Origin of the sequence: Sphingobacterium sp. ML3W, from assembly GCF_029542085.1 — a bacterium.
Taxonomy (GTDB): domain Bacteria; phylum Bacteroidota; class Bacteroidia; order Sphingobacteriales; family Sphingobacteriaceae; genus Sphingobacterium.
On sequence record NZ_CP107036.1, the window covers coordinates 2,916,781 to 2,937,998 of the forward strand.

A 21,218-nucleotide genomic window follows, 5' to 3' on the forward strand; every position below is an offset into this window, starting at 1 on the left:
CATGAGTATTTTAAAAGTGAGCCATTTATCACATAAATATGCTTTGAACTGGGCCATACGTGATATCAATATAGAAGTCAACCAAACTGGGATCGTCGGACTGCTGGGATCAAATGGTGCCGGCAAGTCGACGACCATGAACATTATCTGCGGAGCACTGAACCAGACCGAAGGAACAGTGCTGATCAATGGGATCGACCTGCGGGAAGAGCCACTCCGTGCCAAACAGCAGATCGGGTTTCTGCCGCAGATCCTGCCTTTGTATACTGATCTGACCGTAGATGAATACCTGCGTTATACCGCCGAATTGCGTTTAATGAAATCCAGCGAGATTACTGCGGCCGTTGGAGAGGTGAAAGAAAAATGCCAGATCAGTCATTTTAGCAACCGTCTGATCAAAAATCTTTCCGGAGGGTACAAACAGCGTGTCGGCATCGCGCAATCCATTATCCACAAACCCAGCCTGGTCGTGATGGATGAGCCAACAAACGGGCTGGATCCCAATCAATTGATCGAAGTACGTAAGTTGATCCGCGAAATTGCGCAAGACCGCACGGTATTGCTTTCCTCACACGTGATGAGTGAGATTCATGTCCTGTGCCGGGATGTTATCATGATTGAAGGCGGGCGGGTTATTTTTTCGGATACCATGGATGCCTTTAATAATTACCTGCAGCCACAGAGCCTGTTGATCCACTTGGAGAACCCGCCAGTATCTGGCGCACTACAAGCCGTTGATGGGGTGACCAAAATAGACTTCCTGAGCGAAAAACAGGTACGCGTTTTCTTTGACCAGGGCGAGGATATCGCCGAACGCCTCGTTGCTGCAAGTGTGGAACAGGGCTGGCGACTGAGGGAGATCAGCATGGAAAAAGGTGTACTGGAGGATGTGTTTAAGCAGCTCTCGAGCCAAGCAAATTAATTGGGAAAATTTAATACACAATAATTGCCTGTTAATTGAAATACCCCTTGGTTGAAAAGCACAGCCATGACGTGAAAATAAGCCGGGTATTCCATATGGCCTTTAAAATATATCGCTATGAAACTTATATGCAAGATTGCGCAAAATGAAATCCGTAATCTTTTTTACTCGCCCGTCGCCTGGTTCTTAGGAATCGCTTTTTGGGTCCTCTGTGCTTTTACCTTTACGGATAGCCTGGTTCGGATGGTCAATATTCAGGAAGTCAGCATTGAAAATAATCCTGCTTTCGAAGGTTTTCTGTGGGCTTCCCTGACCAATATCATTTTAATTCAGGGGGCGCTCTTTTCGACCGTGATCAGCAATCTCTATTTCTTTCTGCCCCTGTTGACGATGGGACTCATTAGCCGAGAGTTAAATAACGGAACGATCAAGCTGCTCCACTCCTCTCCTGTCAAGCCCATACACATTGTGCTCGGTAAATACCTGGCAATCGTATTTTATTGTGTTTGCCTGTTGGGGATCCTGAGCATCTTTTTGGTCATCAGCTTATTCACCATCATGAACGTCGATGGCGGTATTGTGCTCTCAGCGTTATTGGCTTTATTTCTATTAATCTGTACCTACGCCGCAATAGGCATCTTTATGAGCTGCCTCAGTACGTATCAGATTGTTTCGGGTGTAGCGACATTCCTACTGATCTTTGCCTTATCCGCCATTGGACAACTCTGGCAGGAATATGATTTTGTGCGCGAGCTGACCTATTTCCTATCCATAGGTGGCCGCACGGAGCGTATGCTAAAAGGCCTCATTACCACGAGCGACATCATTTACTTTCTATTGATCATTATGATGTTTGTGTCATTTACCTATTTTAAGGTCAGAGGCGCAACCGAATCAAAACCCTGGGCAAAAGCCTCGTCGCGGTATGCCCTTGTGGTTGTGATCGTTCTCGCATTTGGATATATCTCATCCAGACCTGCTTGCATCGTTTATTGGGACGTGACAAGAAATGATGTGAATACCATCCACCCCAAGGTACAGGATATCCTCCATAAATTTGATAAAAGCTCTCCCTTAAAGGTCACCTTATATGTCAATTTGCTGGACAATAGTATCGGTAGAGGCGGAACACCGGATCAAAGAAAAGGCTACGAAATGAACCTCTGGGAAGGCTATGTCCGATTTAAACCCGATATGCAATTCGATTATGTCTATTACTACGATGTGATGCCCGGTGATAGCAGCCTGTATAAACAGTATCCTAACAAATCGCTCAAACAGATTGCCGAAATCGTAGGGAAAATAATCCGTGTCAATCCCGACCGGTTTATTTCACCGGAGGAAATCCGTAAACGCATCGATCTGACGGCTGAAAATAAGCGTGTTGTGATGCACCTGGAATACAAAGATAAGAAGACCTTCCTGCGGACCTATGATGACGGCATGTTTTGGCCAGATCAGATGAATATGGCTGCTGCTTTCAAGCGCTTGTTGCAAGACGACCTCCCTAAGGTACTTTTTACCAGCGGCAATCTCGAACGCAGTATCTATAAGACCGGAGAGCGGGAGTACAACTACCTTTCACGGGATATCAGCAATCGAAAGGCTTTGATCAATATGGGCTTTGACAGTGACACCATCGATCTGGATCGTCAAGACATCCCCAAGGGCATCGCGGCCTTGGTCATAGCAGACCCAAAAACAAGCTTGAGTACATTAAAACAACAGAAAATACGTACATACATCAATAATGGTGGACATACCATGTTGATCGGGGAGCCGGGAAAACAGGACCTAATGAATCCTTTGCTTAACGATCTGGGTGTCCAGTTTAGTCCGGGGACACTTGTTGAAGTGACGCCGAATGAAACTCCCGATATGATACGCCCAATGATTACAAAAGAAGGATTTAGCCTGAGCGATCAATATCAGATCGAGCGGGAGCGCTTGCGGATCGGCAAGCCGGTAGGCCAAGGTTCCATTGCAATGCCCGGAATGGTGGAAGTGTCCCTGACAGGGAAAACAGACTTCAAGCCGTTGCAGATTTTGACAACGGACCCGCAGCGCAAAGCATACAATACAATAAATAAGCTGATTGTTGACTCGGTCCCGCCTGTATTTACGCCGGCCCGCGGTGATACACAAAAGGAAAGTTACACAGCCATGCTTGGTCTGTCACGCAAAAAAGGTGATACTGAGCAGCGTATCCTTATCACCGGAGATGGAGATTTTCTATCCAAATTAAGGCAAGGTGGAGGCATGTTTTCATTGGCCATGTTCAGCTGGCTGGACAATAACCGCCTACCGGTATATGTCGTCCCACCCGAGCCAATAGATATATTCTTCACGATATCAAATGCAACAGCGATCACTATCCGTGTTGTGACGTTATATATTATGCCAGCACTGTTATTGCTCACGGGTATTGTGATATTAATTAGACGTAAACGTAAATAAACGGAGATTATGCTACTAGAAACAGATGTACAGACCCTAGAAGATCTACGGATCTTTGGAAAAAGGGACCAGTCAGGAATTTTCGAAATCTACAATAAAACACGTACGCGCGGAGGTGAAAATCTCCTGCGCGACCTGTTTCGCCAGCCATCAGCAGATCAGAAAACGATAGCCGATCGCGTGGCCATTTTCACCTATTTCTCCCAACAGCAGGTCGCCTTTCCTTTTGATCCGGCGATGTTTGATTTAACGGAAAAATATATTCGAAATCGCTCGGTATCCACAAGGGCCAGCAGCCAGGGCTTGGGCGAGCGCGACATCCAGAATGGTGTGTCGGCCATTATCCAGTTCTTGAACGGGCTGCGAAACTTTATGGAGACCGAAGCAATGGTCAAAGCAACAGTTTACGCTACGCAGCGGAGTGCTATCTGTGCGATTCTGAATGAGGCAGTATTTGCGCCTGTATTTAGAGAGCATGCCGGTGGCAAAGTAGCTTTCTCAGCGATAGCGGCTTATGATCTGCTTTTTCGAACTAAGATATATGCACAGATTGAATCTTTGTTAAATCAGGTTTATTTACTGGATGTGTATCTAGCGATTGCAGGCATCGCCAGGGAGCGCAATTTCACACTCCCCTCTGTACACGCGAAGGGAACCCGGATACTGAAAATTGAGGGGCTCTATCATCCGGAGCTGAAGCAGCCCGTAGCCAACGATGTGACGATGACGGGTACGATGAGCCTGACCCTATTGACAGGTGCGAATATGGCTGGCAAAAGTACTTTTCTAAGATCCATTGGAACGGCAGTATATCTCGCACATATGGGGTTTCCAATTGCTGCAAAAGCCATTGATATTTCGGTCATGGACGGATTATATACTACGATCAACTTACCGGACAACTTGGGTATCGGTGCAAGTCATTTCTACGCAGAGGTACTGCGGGTCAAGAAAATAGCAGCTGAACTGGGCAAAGGCAGATCGCTATTCGTCATTTTTGACGAGCTGTTTCGCGGCACCAATGTCAAAGACGCACATGAAGCGACAGTAGAAGTTGCCAGGGCATTTGCCCGAAAAGATACAAGCCGATTTATTATTTCGTCACATATTGTGGAGGCAGCCGAGCAATTGAGCCAAGTGAACGGAGTCAATTTTTGGTACCTGCCCACACGGATGGAGGGGACTAAGCCGGTCTATACCTATACCCTGGAGCCCGGGGTCACCAACGATCGGCATGGGATGCTCATTATTCAAAATGAAGGTATCCTGGATATCCTAAAAAACGGAAAGAAGAAATTGGGAACGCCCAAATTGGAAAAAACGATATAACGAGAACGATGAATAAATTTAAAATAGATAAACAAACCCTCGACGAACTTAATCTGTTGGGAAAATTTAGATCGGGCACCATCTACAATTTATTTAATCAGGTACAGACCAGAGGTGGTGAGCAACTGCTGGATGAGATGTTTCACAACCCACTGACCGATAGGCAGGCGATCAATGACCGAAGTGCTGTATTCCAATTTTTTCAGCAGCAGGATGTTGTATTTGACTTAGACCGCCAATCGATGGCAACTATACAGGAGTATCTGGACACCAGTTCTTTTGGAAGCAAAACATTGGTCTATGGGGCGGCTGTATTACACAAACTATTGGCCGGCCTGACCCGTGACGATCGGTATAAGAAGAATGTGCAGGGACTCCAGGCTGTCATTCAGCTACTGAATACCATAAAAGCAATAATGCTCGAGCTCAAAGGAGCGCTCGGTCCCTTTAAAGAAAGATTCCAAGAGGTCGAGGCATTATTGGCCAACCCCTATCTGGCCAAATTGGCTCAGATGGACATTTATCAGGCCTTACCCCTGGGTGTATTGGCTTTTTACGAACATCTGCTCAAAGGTAAGTTATTGACTAGTTTGGAGTCGCTGCTGCTATTTGTGTATGAAGTGGATGTCTACCAGTCCGTCGCAAAAACTGCGGAAGCCCATCATTTCACTTATGCCAAAGCACTGCCGGAAACGGAAAATAGCCTGCGTTGCGAAAATCTGAAACACCCCTGTATTCCCGGCGCCATAGGAAATGATCTGTTCTTGCATGAGTCGAGCAATGTCCTGTTTCTTACCGGAGCGAATATGGCCGGAAAATCTACCTGGATGAAATCATTGGGAATAGGACTCTACCTGGCACACATGGGATTTCCGGTGGCTGCGGACAGCCTAGAATTTTCAGTGCGCGAGGGCTTGTATTCGTCGATCAATGTAGCCGACAATATCGGACTTGGTTACAGCCATTTTTACGCCGAAGTAATCCGTGTTAAAGAGGCGGCCTTAGCGGCTGCAAGCGGAGCCCGGCTCCTACTGATCTTTGATGAACTATTTAAGGGGACAAACGTGAAGGATGCTTATGATGGTACGCTGGCCGTGACAAGCGAGTTTGCCGAGTATGAAGCTTGCCTGTTTGTGGTGTCCACACATATCATCGAAGTGGGTGAAGAACTCCAGTCTGTAGAAAATATACAATTTCGTTATATGCCAACCGTGCTGGAAAATAATATCCCACGTTATACTTACCGTCTGGAGGAGGGTATTACAGCGGATCGGCAGGGTATGATGATCATCCGGAATGAGCGCATTTTGGAGATGATGGAAACTTAAAATGGGGTATTAGGTAGGTCAGCAGAGCGGATACAAAAAAGATATAATTGATCATTCTGATTTTAATTTAATTTCTATGAATACTTCGTATATTGGTATGGTTAAACCTATGGAAATTATGTATAATTCTTTAGAAGAGAAGGAGAATCAGCATGCTTCCGAAGTCCCTATAATGCTTTCGGAGCAGCTATTGAACAAGTTTTTTGATGAACATTATTCTTTTCTTTGCCAAGTTGCCATGCATGTTGTTGACGACGTTGAGGCGGCCAAGGATATTGTGCAGAATTTCTTTTTATATTGTTGGGAAAAAAAATCCCGTTTGAAAATTCAGGGCAATTTGAAATCCTATGCCTATCGTTCGGTGCGCAACTCATCATTAAATTATTTGAAACGCTTGACAAAGGTAAACTACGATAGTGAATATATCTTTACTGAAGCAGTAAAGATACCCTTGGATTCAGAAAAAGAACGGCATGCCATTGAAGATAAACGCGACAAGATGCTATGGGATACCATTGCACAAATGCCCGATAAACGGAAAGAGATCTTTTTATTAAGCCAAAGGGAGGGCTTGACTTACGTTCAGATCGCTAAGAACCTGGATATTTCAGTGAATACGGTGAAAACACATATTAAACTGGCCTATGTTTTTCTTCGATCAGAATGTAAGTGGTTGGTGGTTGTTATTGGTTGGTTGTTAATCTAAATAGAGAAGATATGAAAGATGATCATATTGATTGGGACAAGTTGTTGGCACAGCTTAACGCCAAGGAGCATCAAAATATGGATGAGTTATCCAAGGAGGAAGTGGACATGCTTTTATTCTCTGAAGAGGTCCGCTTTAAATTGAGAAAAAAACAAGCTAATGAGCAATTTCCTGTACACGAGGGAAAACTTGAATTTTCCCGGCGAAAAAAACGGCACAGGCTTTTGCAATTTTTGCCCTATGCTGCGGCGCTGCTGATTTGCCTGGGAGCAGGCATATGGATGCTAAACCGCAATATGGCACCTGTCGATAACGCAAAGGAATCAGTATGGGCGGGCAATCCGTCCAAAAAAATTACATTGCAAAGAGCTGATGGCGAGAAAATAGCGATTGATACACAACATCAGCAGCTGGATGAAAATGGAAACACTGTCCTGATCAACAACGGCGAAATAAGCTACCTGGGGCAAAAATCTGATCAAAGATCGACAACTACGCTTGCATTAAACCGACTGGATGTACCCTACGGCCTTCAGACGAAAGTAGAACTGGCCGATGGGACAAAAGTCTGGGTAAATTCGGGGACTTCATTTAGCTATCCGATTGCTTTCTCTGCGGATAAAAGGGAGGTATATGTGCAGGGTGAAGCCTATTTTGACGTGGCGCATGATCCCAACAAACCCTTTGTGGTCCATTGCGGTAAGGTGGGCGTTAAAGTCCTGGGCACGGCTTTTGGCGTCAATACATTTGGTAATACCGTAGTGACCGCATTGGTGCGGGGGAAAGTGGAGCTACAGGTCAATGGTCAATCGCAACAGCTCATACCCGGTAATGTTGGAAAATATAACAATGACTCCAATAAGCTCTATCTATCCGATGACCCTGTCCGTGATTGGGTAGCCTGGAAGGATCATGTGCTCTATTTTGATGACATGACGCTGGGCGAGATTGCTGAGAGGTTGACAAGACTGTACGATTATCGCTTTGTATTTGATGATCCGGCACTGAAGGAACTACGATTTACCATCGATATCGAGCAGACTACAGCCATACAGACGGTATTGAAATACCTACAGGCGAGTGTGCAAAACGTTGATTTTAAAGTGGTCGGGCGAGAGGTGCATGTGATGGAGGTAAAATAAGCGAAACAAGGCTGCCTCAGCGTACCGAGACAGCCTTGTTTGTATTTGATTATTGATCATCGCCCACCATTTCCAAAGGATGGAGCTGTATTTTCCGAACGCAGCTATTTCCGTTGTCAAGAATATATTTCTATTTTTTTGCTTCGGTATTGGCAAAAGTTACCGGAATTTCTTTTCCTACTTGTGTAGAAAACCAAAATCCGCTCAAGCTTCCATATGTATTTTTAATTCGGAAAAAGTTTTTGCGATTTTCTTCAATCAATAGCACATAGCCGTTTTCCAATGTTACGATTTCGGCAAAAGATTGCTCCTCGTTGTTTTGATATTGATAAGTGGTTTGATCGTATGAAGGATCTTCTTTCCAACCATTTACTTTCCAATTCAGCATCATCTTTCGACCATTAATGGTGGTTGAAAAAGTCGTTTGTTCTAGCAATGGTAATTCGACTAAAGTTGCAGCGCTATCAGCCGCTGCTGCCGCCGCTTCTACGGCAACAGTTGCCGCTTCAGCAGCGATAGGGTCGCCCGGTTCTTCTGCGCTAACAAAATCTTCAAAATTACCATCGAAGGCTTTCAGATCTTTAAACAAACCGCCGTACCATTGCTCTTTGAATTGAATTAAATCAACATAACGCAAGACATAATTCTCCTCTTTGTTCCTGTTGCTTTTGACCCAGATAAAACCGCTGTATTCTATAATCCCTTCAGAATTTTCGGCTTTATTGTTATCTGATTTAATTTCTTGGATGTATAAATCTTGCCAGTTGATTTCCCCATTCTTAATGTCGCAAAAATCTTCCAGTATTTTTCCCATCATTTTATAATATCTGCTTTCGTTGTACACCTCGATTAGGGCGGAACTACGGGCATCAAAATCACCACTGCTGATCATGATTTCGGAAAATGTTTTTTGGTCGGGCCACAATGTTTTGAAAGCCTTAGCATCACTGTTTTTTATTGCTTCAAATGCTTTGTGCAAATGTTTCTCGGACGCAGCATTTTGCGCCATCGCTATTGTATTTACTAGCATAACTAGTACGAGTAAGAGGTGTTTTTTCATAAAAGAAATAAATGAATTTTTTAAATATAAAAATATTCATCCCTGAAATGGGAAGCCATTTAACATTCGTAGTATTTCTTTTAAGATTCGTGCATTTATTCCTAGGTAATAAAAAATGTATTAAATACGGGGAGTGAATTAAATACCTAAATCTTGGATTTTTCAAACGATCGTTGGTTAGAGGCTGTTTTTTCAATAAATAAAAATGACAACAAATAACAGTATTATGGAAAATAACATTAATAATCCCGAAATCATCAATGACATTATCAAAATTAATAACGACCGTATTGAAGGTTACCGAAAAGCAATTGATCTGGCTACCAGCCATGGTTTAGATAAATTGCTACCGACATTTCAGAAGTACATTGAACAATCAAATGAATTTATCGCAGAACTGAAACCCTATGTGGAACTGGAAGGCAAGGAACCTACAGACAGTACCATGCTTAGCGGCAAGCTCTTCCGGGTTTGGATGGGCATAAAAGTAAATATCACCGGTGACGACGAAAGAAGTTTGCTGGAGACCTGTGAACAAGGAGAAGATGCCTTCAAATCGACTTATCAGACAGCCCTTGCTGAAGGATCGAATGAGCTTTCGCAACATGTACATAGTCTGATCAACACCCAGCTTAGTAAACAACTGGAAGCACATAATATCATCAAAATGATGCGCGACAGTAAAGCAATCTAAGCTTAAAGTTTTAAAAAAACAACTACCGAAGCGTAAATGGCAGCGGTAGTTGTTTTTAGTTTGCGTGCTACACCAGACTCCGCCCCCATCCTGCGATGCCTTCTATACCCACAGACGAAATCTGCTCCGCCTCCAAAGGAGAAGCAGGATCAAGACAAAGCCAACAGCCCAAAGGTATTTCGTAGATAACAGCGTGTTACGGCTCTTTTCATGCCTGGTCGCCTGTTCCGGGGTGTATGACGTTGACACCCGGCCTCTGGTTGATGCGTGTTCCGTTATCCCACAACTTGATCTGATTAGATACATCTCCTGTAATCGGACTTCCGTCCGCCTTATAAAGGTTTATGCTGGGATTTTCAGGTGCGAAGAAAAGATCTTTACTCCATCCATACATCGTCGCAAAAGAAAGACGATACTAATATATAGGAAATATGTTCCATTGTTCTTGAGCATTTGGTTTATCATGTCGAGGCTTCCGAAACTTCGCACAATGTCATTGAACGCGTCGAAGAAATCCAGCCCGACCTTATATTAATGGACAATTGGATCCCTAAAATTGGCGGCGTAAAAGCGACGCAACGATTAAAATTGTTACTCGCGTCTTATAAAGACTCCTGCCCAATCATTTGTGCAGCGCTCAAGAATTCGATCTATACAAGCACCCATCAGAGTCCGGAGACTTAAAAGTTAGGTTTTCTATGATCAAGATCAGTCCATATTAGACAAAGGAAACGACTATGGAAAAAATCGTCCTAAATTATGATTATAGAATCGAATGCACGCAAACCAATTAAGCTATGGCCTATACCTTTATACGCTTCAAACATTTACCTTTCAAATTTCTATAAAGTATTTGTGCCGGTTTTCTTATACTCGTTCGGTGTGACACCAAATTCTTCTTTAAAATATTTCCTGAAATATTTGGGTTCATTAAATCCAACCAAAAATGCAACCTCAGCAACATATAGCTGGCTTTTCTCCAATAGTTCGGCTGCTCTTTTGAGTCTGATAAAACGGATAAACTCAGACGGTGTTTTGTCCGTCAGCGCAAGAATTTTTTTATAAAAATTAACCCTGCTCATCGCCATTTCCCGACAGAGATCCTCAACCAAAAAATCTGCTTTTCCTATATTTGATTCCACGATGGATACCGCCTTTTGTATAAATTTCTGATCCATCGAAACAATCTCCGGTTTAGAGGTTGAAATAGCTATTCTCGATTTGAATTTCTCCTGGAATTGTTTTTGCCTTTTCGCGATATTGGCGAGTGTAACTCGCAGAATATCTATATTAAAAGGCTTCGAAATATAAGCATCTGCTCCAGCTTCCATCCCTTGAAATTGATTTTCATCCGAACACTTGGCCGTAAGTAAAACGACCGGAATATGTGAAATCCGTATATCCTGCTTCACTTTTCGACAAAATTCATAACCGTCCACATTAGGCATCATAACATCACAGAGCACAACATCTGGAATATGTTCAACGGCAAGGTCATAGCCATGCTGTCCGTCCTTAGCGGATAAAATTCTGTATTCAGCCCCAAAAAGGTCTTTCAAAAATAACCGAAAATCCTCGTTATCATCGATAATCAGGAGGGTATAAACACTATGCTCTGCTTCCAGAAACCCATCATTTGCGCTAACAGTACTTTTTTTAGTATCTACTTCAATAGCTGTGCCCGAATAGATTACATCTTGTCTGTTTGCACCGTAGCTCTCTTTGAGCATGGGTATGAGCATGGTAAAAACCGTACCTTTTCCAAGTTTACTATCCACTTCAACGGTTCCGCCATGGAGCCTGACAAATTCATTTACAATATGTAGCCCCACTCCTGTCCCGGCTATCCCATGGGTTTCATTGGATTCAATGCGGTAAAAACGGTCAAAAATCCGTTCAAGGTGTGCACTTTCTATTCCTATTCCGGTATCCGTGACTTTAATGCATAAGTATTTATAGATTTTATGATCTCTGATTGTTTCGTTTATATCTACGCTAACATCTACATGACCGTTATTCCTTGTATACTTAAAGGCGTTCGAAATCAAATTGGAGATAGCCATGTACATTTTATCTTTATCGAACCGTAGGTCAATATACTGATGGTTTGTGGTAAAGGTTAGTTTGATGGATTTTTCAGCAGCTATGGACAAAAATGATGTGCTGATCTCTTTCACAAATTCGATCATATTACCCGATGAAATATTGAGTTTCGCCTTGTCCTGATCGAGTTTTCGAAAATCCAATATATCATTGACCATCTTAAGCAGCTTCTGCGCATTTTTGTACATGACCCCCAAAACAGCGTTTTGTTCGTGGGGATGATCATTTTTTATCAACATTTCCAGGGGGCTGATAATCAAAGATAAGGGCGTTTTAAATTCATGACTGATATTCGTAAAAAACTTTAATTTCAGTTGATCTATTTCATGTAACTTATCGGCTTCCAACATCCGGGCTTTTTGATCAAGCTGATCTCGTTTTCTTTTTAACCGATATTTGATAAACCATTTGACCACCAGGATAAATATGACCGTATACAGTACGATCGCCCACCAGGACCACCAAAATGGTGGTTTGACAATAATACGCATTTCAATAGGTTTGGACGACCAGACATTATCTTCATTGCCGGCATAAACCTTTAATACATAAGTACCCGGATTAAGATTGGAATAGGAAGCAAATCCTGTGCTACGAGACGTTTCAATCCATTCTTTATCAACACCCTCCAATTTGTAACGATATTTATTTTTCTCCGGATGCATAAAATTAAATGCTGAAAAACGAATGGTAAAGTTTGTTTCGTTGTATTTTAGGGAGATGTGGTCAAGGTCGACAATGGACCGAGGAAGCACCAGGTGCCCATTTCTCTTATCACCAGGATTGAGGAGCTCGTTAGACAATAAAAGTTCGGTAAACCGCGCCCGTGGAGCACTTGTATTGACTGGAATCCCTGTTGGATGAAAGCCCACATACCCTTCTGTGGTTCCCATATATATTTTACCGGTCTTGTCCATATATACCGCATTGGGATTAAAAACCATACCTGTCAGTCCGTCACTCAGATCGAAGGTAGAAACAATGTTTTTAGGTTTGCTACTATCACCCGGAATGTATTGTATCCGGTTGAGTCCATAGCTTGTGCCCGCCCATATATATCCTTCCCGGTCTTCGGCCAATGAACGTACGTCGTCACTGGACAGACCGTCAGTCTGTGTTAACATCGTAAAGCGCCCTTTGGCAAGATCAAAGATCTTTATTCCCCTTTTTGTTGCCAGCCAAATACGTCCCTTTGAATCCTTCATAAGCTGGTACACAGGCACGGCTGATGCCTTATCCTGAAAATCAGGATTTGAGAAATAAGGTAATATGGTCTGATCAGGACCAATTTTATACACGCCGATATCCGAACTGAAGCTAATTGTTCCTTCCGCAGCATGAATGGCTGAAAGTATAAAATCTGAACGTAACTTACTATTTTCCCGATTAAAATTGCTGAATATACTGCGGCTGGGATCTAACCTGTCGATCCCCCCGCCTAAGGTCGCAATCCACAAATTGTGATTCGAATCTTCGGTTAAACCATAAACACTTAGGTTGGAGAGACTATTTTTATTTTTTTCCTCAACTTTGTACCTTTTAAATCGCTGACCATCATAGCTATTTAATCCACCCATAAAGGTTCCGGCCCATATTTTTTTGGAATGGTCTTCAAAAAGAGTGGTGACAATATCTGAAGAAAGGCTGTTGTTGTCCTCACGCTCGTTTCTGAAAAATTGACTTTTTCCACTATGCTCATTTAACTTAATAAGTCCTTTGCCGTTAGTACCCAGCCAAAGATTATCACCTTTATCCTTTATGATGCTGCTGCAATCAAAAATAATATTTCTACGATCGGATTCCCTTACTATTTCGGTACTGGGAAATCTGAACATATCTGGATGATAGTAAGAAACACCGTTTTTATATGTGCCGGCCCAAACAATTCCCTGCGGATCGCAATACAGGCTGACGATGGAATTTTGACCAAGTGAACTGTTGTTGTATTCTTCATGCTGAATGACCCTGACGGTATTACTTTTTTTATCAAAAAGATTGATGCCGCCGTGATCGGTTGCAATCCATAATAATCCTTGATGATCCGCAATCATCCCGCGGACGAAAGAATTTGAAAGAGCAGGTTTACTGTCGATATCCAACTGCTTCCATTGGTCATTTGTTTCATTATAACAAACTGCCCCCTTATTATTCAGCCCCGGATAGATCCAGACCATAGCATCTGGGTCAATAAAGATGCGTTTGGGAATCAAGGTGTTTATCGGTGTACGCTTCAACTGATTTTTTCGCAAATCCACTTTTCCGGTGCTGCTATTTAAACGTTCCAATAATCCGTCTTTGTGTAGTATCCATACAAGCGGGCCTTTTAAGGCAATCTCAACAATCTCAGTTGACGCTATAGTTGTTGGGTCATTTAATGGCCTATAGGCCGAAAGTTTTTTTGTTTTAGGTTCAAATTTATAGATACCCTTATGTGCATAGGCGACAATAAAGTTCTTAAACTGATCAATCTGAATGGAAACTGGATTTGGAGGAAGCCCCATCTGCTCAAGAAGTGAATCTGTATTATTGACAAAGACTTCTCTGCGCCAGTCAAACATAACATACTTATTGCCCATCATCCACAGATTCCCTTTCTCATCTTCGACAATCTTTTTCATTGCATCATAATGGGAATCTGCTGATGCGTCGCTACTCCGATTGAATATTTTGATGCGCTCACCGTCAAACCTATTTAGACCAGTATTGGTAGTAAACCACACAAAACCTCTACCATCTTTATGAATGGCGACGACTTCATTCCCAACAATTCCGTTACGGGTGCTTAATTGTGCAAATTTATACTGTTGCCCAAAGCTGGCTACAGTCGCAAAGAGTAAAATTAAAAGGATTAGTCGTTTCATTGGTTACGGTCTCAAGTACTCAGCGTTAAAATACTGATTTTATAAAATCTTTAGGGCATAAGTAATCATTTTATACCCAAAGCTGAAACATATAAGTCCCCAACCAGCATCTATGATCATTAAAACAATACATTCCCAAAGTCATTACTGCGGCCATAAGACCGCTTGCACAGCAGACTGAATAACATTTCATCCCCTTATCTGCAACATTTGGACCCCGCTAAAACAATCCGTTGTGCCTAATTTTAATCATCCCTTTCTCGGGAAAATAACCAATATAAATTATAAACTTAAATTAACCATGAAATCAAAAAACGGATCACAACAGTTTTTTTGGCCCAAACTGCGGCATTGGGAGTGTCTCATGCTGGCAGCCTTGCTTCTTCTTTTTATCAATGCACTACAGGCTCAGGATTCAAAAATCAATGTTTCTGGATGGATCACCGATAGGGTCACGGGGAGGCCTTTGACCAATGTTTCCATTAAACTAAAAGGAACACCTTCGGCTACTTCTTCCGATGAAAAAGGCCGGTATACCATTGCTGCTCCAAAAGGTAGTATTTTAATCATCAAACATTTGGGATTCCATACACAGGAAGTCAAAGTAACAGAAAATCGACAGAATATTCAGTTGACAGAAAATATCCATGCCATGGACGAAGTTGTCGTGGTGGGGTACGGAAAAATGAAACGGAGTGATCTGACCGGATCAGTCGTCTCAGTCACTGCTGCGGATATCAGCAAATCGGTCAGTACTTCACTTGATCAAGCATTACAGGGACGTGCTGCAGGTGTTTCTGTGACGCAGAATTCTGGAGCACCGGGGGGCGGAATATCGGTCAGCATCCGTGGTACAAATTCGTTCAGCGGTAATGAGCCCTTATATGTTATAGATGGAATTCCCATAGATGGTAATACGCGGGATAATTCCAGTGCGCTCTCCTCCATAAATCCATCAGATATAGAATCCATGGAAATATTGAAAGATGCTTCAGCTGCCGCCATCTACGGTACCCGAGCAGCAAATGGTGTTGTGCTGATTACAACGAAACGCGGCTTAGCCGGAAAAACCAAATTGGGCTATGAAGGATATGTGGGTCTTCAACAGCTGCCCAATATATTGAACGTTCTCAACCTGCGCGAATATGCGGTGTATCAAAATCTGCGCAGTAAAGTCATCGGCTTTGGCGATCGGGAGGAATTTAAAGATCCATCCTTGTTAGGTGAAGGTACAAATTGGCAAAAGGAAATCTTTCGGACTTCATTGATGCATAACCATCAATTGAACATTTCCGGCGGAACCGAGCAAAATAGATTTGCGATCACCGGCGGATACCTGGATCAACAGGGCATCGCACAAGGATCCAGTTTTGAGCGCTATTCCTTACGGATGAACTTTGATTCGAAAATCAATAAGTGGCTAACAGTAGGCATCAATGCCTATACGGCCAAAACAAAAAACAGGAACACCATAGACAATGGTGGAATCATTTCACTCGCCATTCGGCAGCTGCCGGAGGTGCCCGCAAAAAATCCGGACGGTTCCTGGGGCACACAACAGGAAAATATGTATGGCACCTATTTCGCCAACCCATTGGAAGAAGCGCTTACCCGGGAAAACTATGCGAAAGGTTCACAGATTAGTGTCAATGCCTATACGGATATCTCTCCCATCAAAGATCTTGTACTTCGGATCGAAGGCAATGGAAACTACAATTATTCCAATTCTTACCAATTCACCCCATCGTATGATTATGGCAATTTCAGACAGCAATCGGCCGGAGCCAGATTTGCCAGCAACGGTTCTTTTACCAACCTGAAGACTTACTTGACCTACACGAAATCCTTCACCGGAAAGCACAATCTCTCGATCATGGTCGGACATGAGGCCCAGGAAAACAGCTGGGAATCACTGTCTGGAAGCCGTACCAATTATTTTCTGAATTCAGTACATGAACTGGACGCTGGTGATTCAAAAACTGCCAAAAATGGAAGTTCACGAAGTTCAGGTGGCATTGAATCTTATTTTGGTCGTTTCAATTATGGATTTGACGACAAATATTTATTGACGGCTACCTTCCGCAGAGACGGATCGGATAAATTTGGCGTCAACAACCGCTGGGGAACATTCCCTTCTCTAGCGGCAGCCTGGAAGATTAAAAATGAATCTTTCTTAAAGGAAAATCAGGCGATAGACAACTTAAAGCTGCGGCTGGGCTGGGGGCTCGTCGGTAATCAGGCGGCAGGTTCCTATGCTTATGGCGTGACAATGGCCTCCGCCGCATCCATCTGGGGCACGGGCTTCTATCCCGGAAATTTTGCCAATCCGGATCTGAAATGGGAAAAAACCAATGCCTACAATATAGGCCTGGATCTGAGTTTATTTAAAAATAGAATCGAACTTACAACCGAGGTCTATTTAAAAAAGATCGACAACCTTTTAATGCAGGCCGTATTACCAGACTATATCAGCGGACTGATTTCTGCCCCTTGGGTAAATGCCGGTTCGATGACCAACAAAGGTATCGAGCTCACCTTAAACACCGTTAATATCAATAAAAATGGAGTATTCTGGAAATCTGGTCTGACATTTTCCATGAATAGAAACCGTGTCACGCAGCTGTATACAGATGCCGCCGCTATTCAGGGAAAAATAGGTGCAGAAACATTCACACTGACGAAGGTAGGTCATCCTGTCGGTCAATTCTACGGATATAACGTCATTGGCATGTTTCACAATGAAAGTGATTTTTACCAGCGGGACAATCAAAATAATGTGGTACTGGATCAGGATGGCAATAAAGTGCCTATCGCTCTTCCCAAAGATAAAAACATAGGTGTCAACGGCATCTGGGTCGGAGACTTTATATTCGAGGATAAAAATAAAGACGGGAAAATTGATGAACAGGACCGGGATTTTATAGGCAATCCAGACCCTAAGTTCATCCTCGGGCTCAACAATTATCTTTCCTATAAAGGATTTGACCTAAATATCTTCTTGAATGCCGTGTATGGCAACAAGGTATATAACCAACTGCGCAAAGATTTTACCAACCCAATGAACAATTCAGGTATGCTCAAAGAGACAACCGGAATTGCCCTCCTAGAAACGATTGATCCGAACGGTTCCGACCAGGATATTTCCAATGTGCGGGTATCCAATCCAAATGCGAGCATTCAGCGGATTACCGTCAGTGATGCAAATGATAATAGTCGGATGAGCAACAGATTTATCGAAGATGGTTCCTATTTGCGCCTGAAAAATATTTCTCTCGGATATACCTTCTCGCAAAACCTGCTGAAGAAATATCAAATTGAAAACCTCAGATTATACGTGAATATTCAAAATCTGTTTACCTGGACAAAGTATACGGGCTATGATCCGGAAATAGGTTCCTACAATCAAAGTGTCTTACTGAGAGGAATAGATTATGCCCGGTATCCCTCACAGCGCATCTATACCTTCGGTCTAAACTTCATGTTTTAATATTAAATACTGAATTATGAAAAAGCTATTCTTGATAGCCTTACTACTGGCTATTGTTGCACTACATTCCTGTAACAAAAGTTTTCTTGAACGAGAACCCGAAGGGGCATATGTTGACGCAACTTTCTATACATCTCCCGAAGCACTAAAGGCAGCCACAGCCCCACTCTATAATAGAGCATGGTTTGACTATAATAAGCGACCTGCTGTTGCCATCGGAAGCTTAAGGGCAAACGATGGCTATAATCCTTATATGAACCCCTCTTATACTTTATTCACGGTAACATCACTGGATGATGGACTCTCAGATGCGTGGAAGTCATTCTATGGCGTCATAACGATGTCCAATGCCATCATCGACGCCGTTAAAAACAAAGCTGTCAATGTCACTGAAAGCCAAAAAAATAGCGCTATTGCAGAAGCGCGTCTCATGCGCGGTATCGCTTACTTTTATCTCCTGCGTACCTGGGGGCCTGTGATACTGATTGAGGACAATGATACCGTGATCAAAGACCCTATGCAGCCAAGGCATCGGGAAGAAGATATTTTTCGGTTTATCATCGATGATCTCGGCTTTGCCGTTCAAAACCTTCCGGATAAAGCTGATAAAGGCCGCGCAACAAGCTGGGGCGCCAAAGGCATGCTCGCCAAGGTATACCTCTCCCGCTCGGGTTGGAAAACCGGCGGCACCCGCAATGAAGCCGACCTAGCCAAAGCAAAAGAATACGCACAGGATGTCTGTGTTAATAGTGGGCTGGAATTATATCCTAAATATGAAGATCTGTTCAAATACAAACATAATAATAATCCCGAATCGCTTATCGCCATGCAATGGGTACCACTTGGCGACTGGGGCGTCTGCAATACGCTCTTAGCTGATCTGGCATTTTCATCCGATGTGACGGGTGGTGTCAATGTTTGGGGCGGCGGACTGAACGGAACGATCGACATGCTCAAACAATACGAACGCGCGGACACGCTCCGGAGAAATGCTACCTATTTTACCCAGCACTCACTCTACCCCTATATCGCCATTGATAAAGGCGGTTATTCTTATCCAAATGCAGGAGCATCCATAAAAAAAGGCGTAATCGGCGGACCAAACGATGATAATGATGGCTTTGTACAATCCATGAGTTCGCCACTCAACACCTACATTTTACGATTGGCAGATGTATACTTAACCTATGCTGAAGCTAGTCTGGGAAATAATACTACACTCAGCGATGGTGAAGCATTACGCTACTTTAACAAGGTAAGAGATCGGGCCAAAATCGGGAGAAAAACATCAATTACATTTGATGACATCATCAAAGAACGACGCGTTGAATTTGCGATGGAGTATACCAACTGGTATGATATGGTCAGCTGGTATTGCTACAAGCCTGAAAAAATGCTGAAATACTTTAATGATCAGCAACGGGGCTGGTCGACGACCTCCATTACTAAGGATGAAGACGGGAATCTTATTTTTGAAGAGCCCACAGCACCCGCAGTACCTGTGATCGTGACAGCAAACAACATCTTCTTTCCTTATCCTGAGAATGATCTCATACAGAATCCGAGGTTAAAAGAAGAACCACAAGCTTATCCATTTAATAATCAATAGAGAATTATGAAAGCAATATACGATAACAATCGCTTTATATTATTTGTGTTCATAGCAATTATTATGTTGTCTATGCTGTCTTGTAGCCGCAACAATGATCTGACAATGACTCCAGAGATAACCCACGTACGATTGACAGATCCTGAAAAAGCAGATAGCACCTTTACAGGTGCATTTCCAGGCACAATGGTTGCTGTTATCGGAAAAAATCTCGATGGTATACAAAAAATTTATATCAATGACCAACAAATCGGATTTAATGCAAATTACTGCACCTCGACAAGCGCCATTATTTCCATTCCTGCCGACCTGCTACTGACTGGCACCAATCCGGATCTCCCCAATGAGATTAGGATAGAAACGAGCCACGGTGAAGCAAGATTCAAATTCCATATCTACTCTCCCGCACCTCAGATCGCCCGTATTGAATTAAAATATCCAGCCAAGGCAGGCGAAGTGCTCCGTATCTACGGCTTAAATTTCTACGAAGTACAAAAGATCGCATTCGAAAGCGCAACAGGTGGTAGCATACCAGCTACGGAATATGAGGTCGGTAAGGACTACGATAAAATCGAACTAAAGATTCCATCAGGTATTCAGGATGGTCGGCTGGCGGTCTACTGCATGACGGATTCTGTCAGCATAGCCTTCACTACACATGTTTCGCCGCCAATCATAAAATCGTGGAGCAGCGATATGCCTATCATTGGTGATCAGGCATTTATTACCGGTAACAACTTCATTGAGGTAACCAGACTAACTATCAATGGCGAATTTGATATCCCAGGTGAAGATTTAACCGTCGCCAACAGTAAGGATACGATTTATTACCGACTACCAAAGGCTCCAACAAAATCGGGTACCATCATGGTCCATGCCGCCGGTGGACAATCCAAGTCTTCCCTACTTTTTTATCCGATTCAAAACCTCGTCCTGGACTGGGACAAAGTAGGTAGCTATGATTGGGGGGACAACAACATGGCTGTAATGGCAGACGGGTCCAAACCACCTTTCTTTACCACCGGAACCGCTTACCGCATCTTTGGAACACCGGGTGCATGGCAATATTGGTGGGGTAACCTGTCCAACAAAGGTAGCTACCCTACCGTAAATACAATACCTGCCAATACGCCTATTAGCAGTCTTGTACTGCGCTTTGAATGCTTCGTCAATGAGCCTTTGGCGACGGCGACATTCGACCTACAGCTCAAAGGCAACGGGGATAAAATGGTATCAGATTATGTGCCACGCGATCGAAACACCAACAAAACAAACCTTGGAAAATGGATGACCTGCGACATCCTCCTCAATAGGTTTACGACAGTTGCCGACTACGGAAGTTTTGCTGCTATAGCCAGCTCAGAACTGGGCATTTTCACGAAAAATAAAGCAGACAATGCCAATGTCAAGCTGGACATCTACTTCGACAATTTTAGAATCATAGACACAAACAAAAACTAGCCCCATATGCACTAAATAGAAAGCTGACGATCGGGCCGGATACACGAGAAATCGTCATG

The 21,218-nt window shown here is 43.2% G+C and carries 14 protein-coding genes; 11 read left to right on the forward strand and 3 right to left on the reverse strand.

Annotation, left to right across the window (positions count from 1 at the left end):
• Window position 1 precedes the first annotated feature (1 nt).
• The 6 genes from OGI71_RS12445 to OGI71_RS12470 all read left to right on the forward strand — a co-directional run bounded on the left by OGI71_RS12445 (window position 2) and on the right by OGI71_RS12470 (window position 7,884).
• Window positions 2–922: an ABC transporter ATP-binding protein gene (locus OGI71_RS12445; RefSeq protein WP_335995073.1), complete on the forward strand. Its 921-nt coding sequence runs from the start codon at window positions 2–4 to the stop codon at window positions 920–922.
• Window positions 923–1,039: 117 nt separating this feature from the next.
• Complete coding sequence (locus OGI71_RS12450; RefSeq protein WP_282255792.1) at window positions 1,040–3,379, forward strand: Gldg family protein; 2,340 nt, start codon at window positions 1,040–1,042, stop codon at window positions 3,377–3,379.
• A 9-nt stretch (window positions 3,380–3,388) separates the two neighbouring features.
• Window positions 3,389–4,708 carry a DNA mismatch repair protein gene (locus OGI71_RS12455; RefSeq protein ID WP_282255793.1) on the forward strand — a complete coding sequence of 440 codons (1,320 nt, stop codon included), beginning with the start codon at window positions 3,389–3,391 and terminating at the stop codon, window positions 4,706–4,708.
• Window positions 4,709–4,716: 8 nt separating this feature from the next.
• Window positions 4,717–6,036 (forward strand): DNA mismatch repair protein, encoded by a 1,320-nt coding sequence (locus tag OGI71_RS12460; protein WP_282255794.1) that lies wholly within the window; start codon window positions 4,717–4,719, stop codon window positions 6,034–6,036.
• Between the two features lie 118 nt (window positions 6,037–6,154).
• Window positions 6,155–6,742: an RNA polymerase sigma-70 factor gene (locus OGI71_RS12465; RefSeq protein WP_282255795.1), complete on the forward strand. Its 588-nt coding sequence runs from the start codon at window positions 6,155–6,157 to the stop codon at window positions 6,740–6,742.
• Between the two features lie 11 nt (window positions 6,743–6,753).
• The gene (locus OGI71_RS12470; RefSeq protein WP_282255796.1) at window positions 6,754–7,884 is read left to right on the forward strand and encodes a FecR domain-containing protein; all 1,131 of its coding nucleotides are present in this window, start codon (window positions 6,754–6,756) and stop codon (window positions 7,882–7,884) included.
• Window positions 7,885–8,014: 130 nt separating this feature from the next.
• Here OGI71_RS12470 and OGI71_RS12475 read toward each other — a convergent pair whose 3' ends face one another.
• Complete coding sequence (locus OGI71_RS12475) at window positions 8,015–8,914, reverse strand: hypothetical protein (RefSeq protein WP_282255797.1); 900 nt, start codon at window positions 8,912–8,914, stop codon at window positions 8,015–8,017.
• Window positions 8,915–9,170: 256 nt separating this feature from the next.
• On the opposite strand from OGI71_RS12475, the gene OGI71_RS12480 reads away from it, so the two are divergent.
• Complete coding sequence (locus OGI71_RS12480) at window positions 9,171–9,638, forward strand: PA2169 family four-helix-bundle protein (RefSeq protein WP_282255799.1); 468 nt, start codon at window positions 9,171–9,173, stop codon at window positions 9,636–9,638.
• Between the two features lie 208 nt (window positions 9,639–9,846).
• Here the strand turns inward: OGI71_RS12480 and OGI71_RS12485 are convergent, their stop codons facing one another.
• Window positions 9,847–10,032: a hypothetical protein gene (locus tag OGI71_RS12485; RefSeq protein ID WP_282255800.1), complete on the reverse strand. Its 186-nt coding sequence runs from the start codon at window positions 10,030–10,032 to the stop codon at window positions 9,847–9,849.
• 44 nt (window positions 10,033–10,076) lie between these two features.
• Between OGI71_RS12485 and OGI71_RS12490 the strand changes: the two genes are divergently transcribed.
• Window positions 10,077–10,322, forward strand: a complete 246-nt coding sequence (locus tag OGI71_RS12490; RefSeq protein WP_336044294.1) for a response regulator — start codon at window positions 10,077–10,079, stop codon at window positions 10,320–10,322.
• Window positions 10,323–10,480: 158 nt separating this feature from the next.
• On the opposite strand, the gene OGI71_RS12495 is transcribed toward OGI71_RS12490, so the two are convergent.
• The gene (locus OGI71_RS12495; RefSeq protein WP_282255802.1) at window positions 10,481–14,602 is read right to left on the reverse strand and encodes a hybrid sensor histidine kinase/response regulator transcription factor; all 4,122 of its coding nucleotides are present in this window, start codon (window positions 14,600–14,602) and stop codon (window positions 10,481–10,483) included.
• Between the two features lie 301 nt (window positions 14,603–14,903).
• Between OGI71_RS12495 and OGI71_RS12500 the strand changes: the two genes are divergently transcribed.
• The 3 genes from OGI71_RS12500 to OGI71_RS12510 are packed head-to-tail and all read left to right on the forward strand — an operon-like array spanning window position 14,904 to window position 21,159.
• Window positions 14,904–18,089, forward strand: coding sequence for a TonB-dependent receptor (locus tag OGI71_RS12500; protein ID WP_282255803.1), 3,186 nt, complete (start codon window positions 14,904–14,906; stop codon window positions 18,087–18,089).
• A 16-nt stretch (window positions 18,090–18,105) separates the two neighbouring features.
• The gene (locus OGI71_RS12505; RefSeq protein ID WP_282255804.1) at window positions 18,106–19,698 is read left to right on the forward strand and encodes a RagB/SusD family nutrient uptake outer membrane protein; all 1,593 of its coding nucleotides are present in this window, start codon (window positions 18,106–18,108) and stop codon (window positions 19,696–19,698) included.
• Window positions 19,699–19,704: 6 nt separating this feature from the next.
• Window positions 19,705–21,159: a glycan-binding surface protein gene (locus OGI71_RS12510; RefSeq protein ID WP_282255805.1), complete on the forward strand. Its 1,455-nt coding sequence runs from the start codon at window positions 19,705–19,707 to the stop codon at window positions 21,157–21,159.
• The last annotated feature ends 59 nt before the right edge of the window (window positions 21,160–21,218 follow it).